Raw genomic sequence first — 11,932 nt, forward strand, 5'->3', positions numbered from 1 at the left:
ACCGCTCATCGACGCAGCATGTCCCTGACGTGACCGGTCTCGTTGACCGACGCCACGCGACGCTCGCCGCTGCGCGACACGAGCACCCGGGTCACGGACACGTACTCGATCGGGAACACGAGGGGTCGGTCGAGCCCGAGCAGGTCTTGCAGGAACACGTTGATGACGCCGCCGTGGGCGAACACCGCGACGGTGTCCTCGTGGCCGGACTCGTCGACGATGCGGCCGAGGGAGTCGAACACCCGCGTGCGGAATGCGTCGGCGTCGACGGACTTCGGGAACTCGCCGGCCCGGATGCGGGCGAAGGCCTCCGGCGCCCGCGCCTCCGCCTCGTGGAACGGGATGTAGTGGTCCAGGTCGTAGTCGTACTCCGCGAGCCCGACGTACTCGGTGACGGGGAGGTTGAGTGCCTCCGCGACCGGCGCGGCGGTCTCGAGTGCACGTCGTTGCGGGCTGCTCACGATCCGGGCGATGCGGTACGGGGCCAGTGCCGCGGGCAGGCGCTTGGCCTGGGCGTGACCTTCTTCGGTCAGTGCCGGGTCCGCGCGCCCGTCGGACGCGGTGACGAGCTCGGGCAGCGCGTGGCGGATCAGTAGCAGTTGCACGTCGATCAGCTTGCCAGCTCCCGCACCAGCGCCGCGATCTGGCCGGGCTGATCGATCATGGCGTGGTGGTGGGCGGGCCGCACCACCCGGAACGTGGCGCCCAGGAACTCTGCGAACTGTCTCTGCATGCGGATCCACGACGACCCCCACGGTGTGGGGCGTCCGGTGTGGGCGGCCGCCACGACGACGGGTGCCGTCATCGTCGTGGTCTCGCGTAGCGCGGCCAGTTCCTGGGCCAGCGCCGGGTACGACGCGTTCTCGACGATCGAGGATTCCAGGTACGCCGGTTCGCGGTAGATCCGTTCGATCCATTGCCGGGTGTCCGGCGCGATCCCGTCCGGGGGTGTCGAGTGGTTCAGGATCCGGCGCACGGTGGGGCCGAGGCGCTGTTGCAAGCCCACCCTGCTCGCGGTTCGGGCCACCCGGCGACCCAGGGTGACGCGCCACCGGGTGGGGATCACGCGGTGCGGACGGGCCGTGACGGTGGCATCGAGGAGGATCAGGCCGCCGGTTCGCTCCGGGTACAGCCGGGCGAAGGCCTCGACGTAGATACCTCCGAGGGAATGGCCGACGAGCACCGCCGGGGTGGCCACATGCAGGGCGTCGAGGACGTCGGCGATTCTCTCGGCCTCGCCCCGGGCGGAGGGACGCTCGGCGGACGGGGGGCTGAGCCCGTATCCGGGTCGGTCGATCCGCACGACGAGGCAGCTCCCGGACAGCAGTTCGACCACCTCGTCCCAGTCGAACCAGTTCCCGCCCAGGCCGCCGTAGAGGACGACGGGTGGGCCCTCGCCGTCGACCACCACGTGTACTCCCGCGACCATTTCCCCAGGACGTTTCACGTGGAACCATCCCGTTCCGGGGTGACGTGAATAACGCTGAGCGCCACGAAGATCAGCCACCCGCAGAAGGCGAGCAGCTGGACACGCTGGCCGAGTCCGAGCCAGGCGTCCTGTTGGCCGCGCAACCCGGCGGCCGTCAGCGTCCACACCGTGCCGCCGATGAACACGACCGCCACGGCCACTCCGGTCAGTTTCAACCAGGTCGGCCAGCCGTAGCGGAAGGCGGCCAAGAGGAACGCGAGGCTCGACACCACGCCTCCCGTCGAGGCGGACGCACTGGTCATGGCGTGCAGATCATGGGTGAGCGGCAGGCGCCCGGACGCCTCATGTGCGGCGCAGACGGGGTCCATCGTGGCCGCGCAACTCATCGGCAGGCGCGAATCCGCGATGGTCGCGATCGCGAACACGATCAGCGCGATCCAGCCGACCGCCGTCACCCAGCCCTGCGAGTACCGCGACAGTCCGAGCACCCCGGCTACGGCGACGATGCACCCGGTAATCAGGTCGCCGGTCCGGAACCAGAATCCGTACGGCTGGTCCGCGGCGGCGAGTTCGCTCGCGAAACCCCGCAGCGGATCGATGCCGGTGTCGAGGACGAATTCGAGCAGCCACGACGCGTAGCCGACGGCGCCGAGGATCAGCAGCACCGCGACGGCCACCCGGCCACGGGAGATCATTGCCTCGGCTTGGCCAGGGGGAACGCGAGGGTTTCACGGATGCTGCCGCCGGTGATGAGCATGACCACCCGGTCGACGCCCATGCCGAGCCCACCGGTCGGGGGCATGGCGTGCTCGAGGGCCTGCAGGAAGTCCTCGTCGAGTTCCATCGCCTCCTCGTCACCGCCGGCCGCGAGCATCGACTGCTCGGTGAGCCGGTTCCGCTGATCGACCGGGTCGGTGAGTTCGCTGTACGCGGTGCCCAGCTCGACGCCCCACGCGACGAGGTCCCACTTGGCCGCGACCCCCGGAATCGTGGGGTGCGGGCGCGTCAGAGGCGACATCGACGTCGGGAAGTTGGTGTAGAAGGTGGGGAACTCGGTGTAGTCCTCCACCAGGTGCTCGTACATCTCCTGTGCGACGGCGCCCGCGTCCCAGGCGGACTGGTACGGGATCTCGTGCTCGTCGCACAGCCGTTGCAGTTCCGCGAGCGGCGTCTCGGGTGAGACGTCGACGCCGAGTTTCTCGGCGACCGCCTGGTGCATCGTCTTGACGGGCCATTCGCCGGAGATGTCGACCTCCACCAAGGTGCCGTCGGGGCCGGGACGCATGATGATCTCGCGTCCGTATGCCGCGGTCGCCGCGGTCTGGATGAGCTCCCGGCACAGCACCATCATCTTCTCGTAGTCGCTGTGCGCCTCGTACGCCTCGAGGATCGTGAACTCCGGGTTGTGTTTGAAATCGACGCCCTCGTTGCGGAAGACGCGGCCGATCTCGAACACCTTCTCCATGCCGGCGACGCACAACCGTTTGAGGTACAGCTCCGGCGCGATCCGCAGGTACAGGTCCAGGTTGTAGGCGTTGATGTGGGTGAGGAACGGGGCCGCGTTGGCGCCGCCGTGCACCTGCTGCAGGATCGGGGTCTCCACCTCGAGGAAGCCGCGGCCGCCGAGCGAGTCCCGCAATGACTTCACGACGGCGCTGCGGGCCTCGAGCAGGCGGCGGGCATCGGAGTTGATGGCGAGGTCGACGTACCGCTGCCGGACGCGGGTCTCCGGGTCGGACAGGCCCTTCCACTTGTCCGGCAGGGGGTGCAGGCACTTGCCGGTCATGCGCCATTCGTTCGCGAGCAGCGACAGCGCTCCGCGGCGGCTGTATCCGATGACGCCGGCGACCTCGACGAGGTCACCGAGGTCGAACTCGGCGGCGAACGCCCGAATGCGATCGGTACCCACGCTGGCCTCGTCGACGAGGATCTGGATGTCGCCGGACCAGTCCCGGACCACCGCGAACACGACGCCGCCGTAGTCGCGGATCCGGAGCAGGCGGCCTGCGATGCGGACGGTCGTTCCCTCGGGGGATTCCACCGCCTCCGTCACGGTGTGGCTGGGCGGATACGCGACCGGGTACGGGTCGATGCCCTGTTCGGCGAGGCCGGCCAGTTTGTCGAGCCGGACGCGCACCTGCTCGGGACGTTTCGGCCCGGTCAGCGTCGGTGCGAGGCCTTCGCCGGGTGCGCTGCCGTCGGAGTGCAGTCCTTCGGCGGCGACGAGTGCGGCGGGGACCGCGGCGTGGGTGCCGGTGTGCTCGAGGGCGTCCCGGGTTCCCGAGCGGCCGAACCGGGGCAGGGTCACGAACCCTTCCGCAACGGCCGACGCGAATCCGACGCGCAGCAGTTCCCGGTTGTCCTCGAAGCAGAGGAACCGCGGTACCCATTCCGGCTGGTACTTCACGTTGGATCGGTAGAGCGCCTCGAGCTGCCACCAGCGAGAGAAGAAGACGAGAATCGAACGCCAGATCCGCAGGATGGGTCCGGCCCCGATGCGGGAGCCCTCCTCGAAGACCGAGCGGAACACCGCGAAGTTCAGCGACACCTTGGTGATGCCGAATTGATCCGAGGTGGTGGCCAGTTCGGACACCATCAGCTCCACCACTCCGTTGGGAGAGGTCGGCTTGCGGCGCATCAGGTCGAGGGAGACACCGGTGGGCCCCCACGGCACCAGCGACAGGATGCCGTCGACCTCGCCGTCCTCGGCGATCGCCTCCACCAGCAGGCAGTCGCCGTCGAGGCGGTCGCCGAGCCGGCCGAGGGCCATGGAGAAACCGCGCTCGGTCTCGGTGTCGCGCCATGCGTCCGCGAGCCGGATGGTTTCGGCCATCTCCTCGGCGGGGACGTCCCGGTGTCTGCGGATCCGGACGGTGACGCCCTGACGCCGGACGCGGGTGACGGCTTGGCGGACCTGCCGCATGTCGCGTCCGCTGAGGTTGAATTCGCGGGTGCGGAGGATGGCTTCGTCGCCGAGCTGGAGCACGGTGAGACCGGCCTTGTTGTAGGCGGTGGCCCCGGTTTCGCTGGCCCCCATCACCGCGCTGGCCCAACCGTATTGGGACGCGAGTGCCTGCCACGCCTCGATCGCGTGCGGCCACGCCTCCGGGTCGCCGATCGGGTCGCCGCTGGCCAGGCACACGCCGAGCTCGACGCGGTAGGTGATGGCCGCCTTCCCGCTGGGTGCGAACACGACGGCCTTGTCGCGGCGGGTGGCGAAGTAGCCGAGGGAGTCGTCCGCGCCGTACTGCAGCAGGAGTCCGCGCAACGCCGATTCGTCGTTGCCGGTGAGCGCATTGTGGGACCGCTGTGCGCGGAACAGGGTGATGACGGCGGCCAGCAGTGCGATCGCGCCGAACAGGCCGAGGAGGGTGTTGACGAATCCGTGCGGGCGTCCGCTGAACTGTTCGTTGTCGGCCGCGGCGAGGGCGGTCACGCGGTTGAGCGCCCACAGGAAACGTTCGCCCTGCGGCAGGGTGCCGGGGAACAGTTCGACGAGGCCCCACCCGACGAGGGTGCCGATAGCGAGCCCGACGATGAGCACGCCCAGGGCTTTCCAGCCCGCGCCGCGCCGGACCCGGGTGTAGAACTCCGGGCGGGCCGCGATGAGAATGCCGATCAGCACCACCTGGACCACGGCGGCGACCATCGCATTCACGTTCCGGTCGGTGATGCTCACGATCACGTTGGTGATCAGGATCAGAACCAGATAGATCGTCAGCAGCCACCAGGCGATGCGCTTGCGGCTCGCCAGCGCCGCCGCGAGCAATGCGACCACCAGAGCCCACGACAGGCTGGTGTCCGGAGCGTCGAAGTAGTACGTGTCGACGTATTCCCGCGGCACGTGCACGTAGTAGCGCAGCACCGGCGAGATGCTCCACAGGAACACGAGCACCGAGAAGACACCCAGGATCAGTCCCGCGATGTGGGGAACCTGGTGGAAGCGCCCGTTCTTCGGCCCGAGGGCGGGTCGGGGCCGTGGCGCGGCGGAGACGGCCGCCTCGGACGCGTCGTGTGTCTCGGTGCTAGCTGACATCGAGTGTTTCCTTCCCGGCAAGAGATACGTACCGATCACGGGAGACAGATGTTCCAGTGTTCAGTGTGAGCCGTCGGGCCGCGATTTGGGTGGAGAGGGAAGATAGAGGCATGTCCGACATTCACGACGCCGTGCCGATCCGCGACGAATCCATCCGTCTCGGTCAATTCCTCAAGCTCGCCAACCTCATCGAGTCGGGGGCCGAGGCGAAAGAGGTGATCGCCGACGGACTCGTGTCGGTCAACGGTGAGGTCGAGGTGCGGCGGGGGCGGCAGCTGCGGGACGGGGACGTCGTGGAGATCGGTGGGATGACGGCGCAGGTGAGTGCTCAGCCCTGACTGCGGGCGGTCGAGAACCTCTGCAGGAACAGTGCCTCCGCGACGGCGAGGTGCTCGATTTCGCCGGGATCCACACTCTCGTTGGGGGCGTGGATGAGACAGCGCGGTTCCTCCACCCCGATCAGGGCGATCTCCGCTTTCGGCACGACGGCGGAGAAGACGTTGCACAGAGGAATCGAGCCGCCCTGCCCGACGGTTCCGAGTTCCGTTCCGAACGCCTCCTCCATCGCCGCGCCGAGGGCGGCGTAACCGGGACCGTCGGTGGTCGCGCGGAACGGGGAGCCCACCGCTTCGCGTTCCACGGTCACCCGCGCATTCCACGGAGTGGCGTTCTCGAGGTGCGCGGCGAGCGCGTCCTGCGCCTTCTGCGGGTCCATGCCGGGTGGCACCCGCAGGTTGAGGCGGGCCGATGCGCGCGGCGAGATGGCGGCGGCCGAGCCGACCACCGGCGGGCAGTCGATGCCGAGGATCGTCAGGGCCGGCCGGGCCCACACGGCGTCGGCAACGGAACTCGAACCGGCGAGACGCACACCGTCGAGCACGCCGGCGTCGGTGCGGAACTGCGCCTCCGGGTAGTCGACGCCCGTCCAGTTCTGATCCGAAGCCAGACCGTCGACGACGGTGTTGCCGTCCTGGTCACGCAGGGTGGCGAGCATCTGGACGAGGGCGGCCAGCGCGTCGGGGGCGGGCCCGCCGTACATGCCCGAATGCACTTCCCCGGCTAGGGTCTCGACGTGGACCACCACGTTCGCTATGCCCCGCAGGGTGGTGGTGACGGTCGGGCTGCCGACCGCGGCGTTTCCGGTGTCGACGACGAGGATCATGTCGGCGTCGAAAAGTTCGGGCCTTGCCTCGACGAGGTTCTCGAGCCCGCCGGTTCCCATCTCCTCGGATCCTTCGGCGACGATTCTGATGCCGACGGGGAACGGGGTGCCGAGTGCGCGCAGCGCCAGCAGGTGCATCACGATGTTGCCCTTGCAGTCGGCCGCGCCGCGCCCGTACCAGCGTCCGTTCCGCTCGGTGAGGGTGAAGGGGTCGGTGTGCCACAGCTTCTCGTCGCCGGGCGGTTGAACGTCGTAGTGGCAGTACAGCAGCACCGTCGGGGCCCCGTCGGGCGCGGGCTGGTGTCCGACGACGGCGTGTGAACCGTCGGACGTCTCGAGCAGTTCGACGTGTCCGATTCCGGCTCCGATGAAGGCGTCCCTGACCCATTCGGCGGCGCGAACGCATTCCTCCGGTGGGAACTGCCGCGGATCGGCCACCGACCGCATGGCCACCAGTTCGGCGAGTTCGTCACGCGCCGTGGGCATCAGCTCGGCTATCTTGGAACGGATTTCGTCGGACATCGAACGCCTCCTCGGCGGTGCTCGGGTGATGCGGTGGTCCGGTACCGATGATTCCCGAACCACCGCTCGGTTCTCGCCGGATCAGCGGACGACGACGCCGTCCTGATCGCTGTAGACGATCTCGCCGGGATTGAACGTGACGCCGCCGATCTCGATCGGGACGTTCTTCTCACCGGAGCCGGTCTGGGTGCTCTTGCGGGGGTTGGTGCCTAGCGCCTTGACGCCGATGTCGAGGGTCTTCAGGATCGCCGAGTCGCGGACCGCACCGTTGACGATCACGCCGGCCCAGCCGTTGTCGACGCCGCGCCCGGCGATGATGTCGCCGACCAGGGCCGTGTGGATGCCGGCGTCACCGTCGACCACCAGGACGCCGCCGTTGCCGGGCTCGCCGAGGGTCTGCTTGACCAGCAGGTTGTCCTGGAAGCACTTGATGGTGGTGATGGGGCCGGAGAACACTTCACGGCCGCCGAACTGGATGAACTGCGTGTCGCAGCTCCGGATGTCGGGTCCGATCTCGTCTGCCAGGTCAGCGGTTGCCACGGGTTCAGTCATACGCGTCAGGATAGAGGGCCGACGCTGGGAGAATGCGGGCCATGACCATTGCAGTGACAGGAGCCACGGGGTCGATCGGCGGCAAGGTGCTCGAGCGGCTCGGTGGTGGCGCCGGTGTCCGGCTGATCGGGCGGAACTCGCAGCGGCTCGAGCCGCTGGCCGAGCATTTCGACTCCGCGTTCGCAGTGGCCACGTATGCCGACGGTCCGGCGATGACCGCCGCGCTGGACGGCGTCCGGTTGCTGTTCCTGGTCTCGGGTCACGAGAGCGCCACCCGCCGCGAGGAGCACCGCACCGCCGTGGACGCCGCCCGTGCCGCCGGGGTGGAGCGGATCGTCTACCTGTCGTTTCTGGGCGCGGCGCCCGAGTGCACGTTCACGTTCGGGCGCGACCACTACTTCACCGAGCAGCACGTCCGGGAGAGCGGTGTGAAGTACACGTTCCTGCAGGACAGCTGGTATCAGTCGATGATCCCGCTGATGGCCGACGACCAGGGCGTCATCCGGGGTCCCGCCGGGGACGGGCTGGTGAGCGCGGTGGCGCCCGACGACGTCGCCGATGCGGTGACGGCGGTCCTCACCACCGGCAACGGCGACCACGACGGCGTCACCTACCGGCTGACCGGGCCGGAGGCGTTCACCCTCACGGAGGCCGCCGAGACGATCACGAGGGTGACCGGACGTTCGGTGCGGTTCGAGAACGAGACCCTGGACGAGGCGTACGCGTCCCGCGCCCACTTCGGGGCGCCGGACTTCGAGGTGGCAGGGTGGGTGACCTCGTACGCAGCGATCGCGGCCGGTGAGTTGGCGGTGGTCACGGGGGACGTCGAGACGCTCACCGGGAGGCCGCCGACGACCTTCGCCGACTATCTGAACAGCTACACTTGACCCCGTCCTGGCATAGCGAGCGGTAGATAGGTCTTTGATGGTCAGCTCATCCAAGGGTGCGACGCCCACCGAGGTCGGCAACGCAGCAGACTGGCGCCGCCTCGAACCCACGAAGTTGACGCCGATCCTCAGCGCCTCCCTCGACGCGTTCTACGAACACGGTTTCCACGGCACGTCGGTGCGTGACATCGCTCGCCGAGTCGGTGTCACGGTACCCGCTCTCTATTACCACCACGAGAACAAGGAGGCCGTTCTCCTGGCGCTCCTGGAACTCTCCACCAGCGACGTTCTCGAGCGCGCCCACGCCGCGAGCGCCGACGGCGGCGACGATCCGGTGCAGCGGCTCGCCAACGTCATCGAGGCGATCGTGCTGCGGATGACCATGCGATCCCGTCTGGCGGCGCTCGAGAGCGAGGTGCGCTACCTGAGCCCGGAGAACCGGCAGCGTTACCGCACGGTCCGCAAGGGTGTGGAGGAACTGGTCCTCGAGATCGTCAAGGAAGGCAAGAAGCGGGAGCTCTTCGACGTGGCGGATGCCGCGGAGACGACGCGGGCGCTTCTCGGTATGTGCCAGTCGATTCCGCGCTGGTATCACGCCGAGGGCAAGCTGACCCCGGATGCCGTGGCCCGCAAGTATGTCGAGATCGCGATGAAGACGGTGGGATCCACCGAAGCTCCCGTCAAACCCAAGAAGAGGCGCACCGCCGACGTCTGACCGGCGATGCGCCTCGGCAGGTTCCGGCGGTCAGCTCCCCAGGCCCAGCCCCGGTGACGCGACCGCGTCGAACTGCGTCGTCGTCTCGGTCGGCTCGCCGCTCGGTGGGGCGAAGGTGAATACGGCGGTGTAGCGGCCGGCCTCGTGCGTCCGGATCGCGGCCGTTCCGGCGCCCAGGGTGAGCGGGATGGTCCGCGTGGTCACGTCGCCGCCGGGGTCGGTGATCTCGAGTTCGACCGGAGTGGACCCGTCCGTGCCGGTCGGGGTGGGGGTGACGAGCGCGCCGAGCGTCACCAGATTGTTGGCGCGGACGGTGCCGATCGGTGGGACGACGTTGATCTGATAGGTTGTGGCGGCGGTTGCCGTGGGCGCCAGAGCAAGTGCGGCCGCTCCGGCGAGCGCGGCAATGGTCAGGGTCCCTCGCGAGAAGTGCACAAAATCCCTTCCTGTCGACGGTCGCTACGCGCAGCCACGTTACGGCAGAACCAGGTGATACCCGCGCCCATTCACCGGGTGTCCGAGAATAGTTCGAACACACGGCTTTCCGTCGATCACGCTTCCAAAGCGGTTCAGGATGCGGTGTTTTCCCGCGCGACCGTACCGTTGGTGTGCTGCACGGGACAGGTTCTGGGGAAGGTGCCCAGTTTCTCCACGTCGTACCCGGTCGGGTAGCTGCGAATGTTGGGGAGGTCGCGGGCGAACTTGGGCACGGCGCGCACGGGGTAGAACCGGACGAGGCGGGCGCGGACCTTCAACGCACCCCGCGACAGAGTCCGCGCGAGGCGGGACGGCCTGCGGTAGGCGAACGCGTCGAGAAGCGGATCGTCCATGAGCGCCCAGGAGAATCGCTTGATCAGGGCGGCGGGCGCGAGATTGTTCGGCGGGAACGTGCAGAGAAGTTCGAGCGTCGAGTCGGCTACCGCGCGGCCACCCTGGTCGAAGAGGAAGTGTTCACGCTCGTAGTCGTCGAGGAATTTCTCGAACGCCTCGAAAGTCTCGGGAATCTGCTTGATGCCCATGTACGTGCCGAGCGCACGGTAGTAGTTGGTAGATCCGACGATCTCGTTGCGGGTGAGTTTCCGCCAGCCGAAGTCGTCGATCCAGCGCACCGGGGTCACCACGAACGTCGACAGCACGTATCGCATGTCGTCGTTGGAGATGTCGTAGGAGCCGTGCATCTGGTTCATCCGGCGGATGCCGGTGCGACCGGCATCGCTGGTGAAGCCGTGTTCGAGGACGGCGTCGAGGATCAGTCCGGTGTCGTCGTAGCGCTTCTGCACGCGTTCGGTGAACTCGCCGGTCTCGAACAGCAACCGGCCGATGGTGGGCACGGCGTACGTCCGGAACAGCGCGAAGCTGAGGGCTTGATTGATGTCCCAGGGAAACTCCTGCGTGGCGAGAATCCGGTAGATCTCTTCGTGCTGCGTCTCGGGATCGAGGCGGTCGGTCCGGTGACGTAGATCGAAGCGTTTCATGAGTTTCACTTCCTGCAGCGGCTGTGACAGATGACCAGGCATTTAGCGATCGTTCAGACAGTTCGACTGTATCGCCAGTCACAGTGCGACGCCAGAGTGGCATTATGCAAACACATGGCACGAAATTCACCGCAGACCGATCGCATCGTGATGCTCACGGAACTCCTCGCAGACGAGCCGGAGACGCCCCGGAGCCTCGCCGACATCGCCCGGCACCTCGGCGTCGCAAAGGCCACCTGCTATCCGATGGTCGTGGCCCTGACCGAGGCGGGCTGGCTCATCCGGCACCCCACCCGCAAGACCTACCGCCTCGGTCCCGCGCTGATCCCGGTCGGACGCGCCGCCGAGACGGCCACGGACGTCGTCGACCTCGCGCGGGCGGTGATGCACGAACTGGCCGACGCGTCCGACATGGCGTCCATCGCGTTCGTGCAATCGGGAAGCGACGTGGTGGTCGCGGAGGTGGTGCAGCCGGTAGGGGGACGCCGCGGAACCCTGGGCCTGCGGCTCGGCGACAAGGTACTGCTCGCGCCGCCCATCGGTTCGGGACTCGCGGCCTGGTATCCGCCGGAGCAGCGCGAGGAGTGGTACGCCCGCGGCGCGGAGGACCTGGGGGTCGGGGCGGACGATCTGCGCGCCGCCTACGAGCCGGCCCTCGCGCTCGTCCGGGAACGCGGGTATGCGATGGAATCGATGCAGCAACAGGAACATTCGCTGGCCAGTGCCGTGTCGGAACTCCGCGGTCGCGGTGTGGGCGGGCACCGCTCGACCGTCGCGCTGCGGGAGGCGCGCAAACTGTTGTCGGCGGATGCGGTGGTCGGTGACATCGACCCGGAGGGCAGCTACCAGCCGCTGTCGATCAATGCCGCGGCATTCGACCGTGACGGTGAACCCGCGGTCGTGCTGTGTGTCGCCGACGCGTCCCGGCGGATGTCGGGTGTGCGCACGGCGGAGATCGGTGAATTGGTCCGCGACGCCGCGGCGCGGGTGACGGCCGCCATGCACGGCCGCCACCCGTGAGTACTTCTTAACCGCGGGCGGTTAAGAAGTACTCACAAGCTATTTCAGTTCGGCGAGGACGGTGCCCTGGGTGATGGCGGCGCCGGGTTCGACGGACAGGCCGGTGACGGTGCCGGCCTTGTGGGCGTTGACGG

12 protein-coding genes are annotated in these 11,932 nt (G+C 68.2%); 4 read left to right on the plus strand and 8 right to left on the minus strand.

Going from position 1 to position 11,932, the window contains the following annotated elements:
* Positions 1-5 precede the first annotated feature (5 nt).
* The 4 genes from ACFVJ3_RS34695 to lysX are packed head-to-tail and all read right to left on the minus strand — an operon-like array spanning position 6 to position 5,465.
* A complete protein-coding gene (locus ACFVJ3_RS34695; protein WP_378456363.1) occupies positions 6-605 on the minus strand; it encodes a histidine phosphatase family protein in 600 nt (199 codons plus the stop codon).
* Between the two features lie 5 nt (positions 606-610).
* Complete coding sequence (locus tag ACFVJ3_RS34700; RefSeq protein ID WP_378456374.1) at positions 611-1,429, minus strand: alpha/beta fold hydrolase; 819 nt, start codon at positions 1,427-1,429, stop codon at positions 611-613.
* Positions 1,430-1,443: 14 nt separating this feature from the next.
* Positions 1,444-2,124 (minus strand): DUF998 domain-containing protein, encoded by a 681-nt coding sequence (locus tag ACFVJ3_RS34705; RefSeq protein ID WP_378456364.1) that lies wholly within the window; start codon positions 2,122-2,124, stop codon positions 1,444-1,446.
* The gene (gene lysX / locus ACFVJ3_RS34710; RefSeq protein WP_378456365.1) at positions 2,121-5,465 is read right to left on the minus strand and encodes a bifunctional lysylphosphatidylglycerol synthetase/lysine--tRNA ligase LysX; all 3,345 of its coding nucleotides are present in this window, start codon (positions 5,463-5,465) and stop codon (positions 2,121-2,123) included. The genes ACFVJ3_RS34705 and lysX overlap by 4 nt, the downstream gene beginning before the upstream one ends.
* Before the next feature lie 110 nt (positions 5,466-5,575).
* Between lysX and ACFVJ3_RS34715 the strand changes: the two genes are divergently transcribed.
* Positions 5,576-5,803 (plus strand): RNA-binding S4 domain-containing protein, encoded by a 228-nt coding sequence (locus ACFVJ3_RS34715; protein ID WP_378456366.1) that lies wholly within the window; start codon positions 5,576-5,578, stop codon positions 5,801-5,803.
* On the opposite strand, the gene ACFVJ3_RS34720 is transcribed toward ACFVJ3_RS34715, so the two are convergent.
* Both ACFVJ3_RS34720 and rraA read right to left on the minus strand, forming a co-directional pair.
* Positions 5,794-7,149 (minus strand): dipeptidase, encoded by a 1,356-nt coding sequence (locus tag ACFVJ3_RS34720; protein ID WP_378456367.1) that lies wholly within the window; start codon positions 7,147-7,149, stop codon positions 5,794-5,796. The genes ACFVJ3_RS34715 and ACFVJ3_RS34720 overlap by 10 nt on opposite strands.
* 81 nt (positions 7,150-7,230) lie before the next feature.
* Positions 7,231-7,701: a ribonuclease E activity regulator RraA gene (rraA, locus tag ACFVJ3_RS34725; protein WP_378456368.1), complete on the minus strand. Its 471-nt coding sequence runs from the start codon at positions 7,699-7,701 to the stop codon at positions 7,231-7,233.
* A 41-nt stretch (positions 7,702-7,742) separates the two neighbouring features.
* Here rraA and ACFVJ3_RS34730 point away from each other — a divergent pair, with 41 nt between their 5' ends.
* Together ACFVJ3_RS34730 and ACFVJ3_RS34735 are read left to right on the plus strand one after the other, a co-directional pair.
* Positions 7,743-8,588, plus strand: a complete 846-nt coding sequence (locus ACFVJ3_RS34730) for an SDR family oxidoreductase (protein WP_378456369.1) — start codon at positions 7,743-7,745, stop codon at positions 8,586-8,588.
* A gap of 37 nt (positions 8,589-8,625) precedes the next feature.
* Positions 8,626-9,303 (plus strand): TetR/AcrR family transcriptional regulator, encoded by a 678-nt coding sequence (locus ACFVJ3_RS34735; protein ID WP_037240368.1) that lies wholly within the window; start codon positions 8,626-8,628, stop codon positions 9,301-9,303.
* Positions 9,304-9,333: 30 nt separating this feature from the next.
* On the opposite strand, the gene ACFVJ3_RS34740 is transcribed toward ACFVJ3_RS34735, so the two are convergent.
* Together ACFVJ3_RS34740 and ACFVJ3_RS34745 are read right to left on the minus strand one after the other, a co-directional pair.
* A complete protein-coding gene (locus ACFVJ3_RS34740) occupies positions 9,334-9,738 on the minus strand; it encodes a hypothetical protein (RefSeq protein WP_378456370.1) in 405 nt (134 codons plus the stop codon).
* A gap of 134 nt (positions 9,739-9,872) precedes the next feature.
* Positions 9,873-10,778 (minus strand): oxygenase MpaB family protein, encoded by a 906-nt coding sequence (locus ACFVJ3_RS34745; RefSeq protein ID WP_378456371.1) that lies wholly within the window; start codon positions 10,776-10,778, stop codon positions 9,873-9,875.
* A 114-nt stretch (positions 10,779-10,892) separates the two neighbouring features.
* Here ACFVJ3_RS34745 and ACFVJ3_RS34750 point away from each other — a divergent pair, with 114 nt between their 5' ends.
* Complete coding sequence (locus ACFVJ3_RS34750) at positions 10,893-11,798, plus strand: IclR family transcriptional regulator (RefSeq protein ID WP_378456372.1); 906 nt, start codon at positions 10,893-10,895, stop codon at positions 11,796-11,798.
* The last annotated feature ends 134 nt before the right edge of the window (positions 11,799-11,932 follow it).

It is taken from the genome of Rhodococcus sp. NPDC127593 (genome assembly GCF_042671975.1).
Lineage (GTDB): Bacteria > Actinomycetota > Actinomycetes > Mycobacteriales > Mycobacteriaceae > Rhodococcus_F.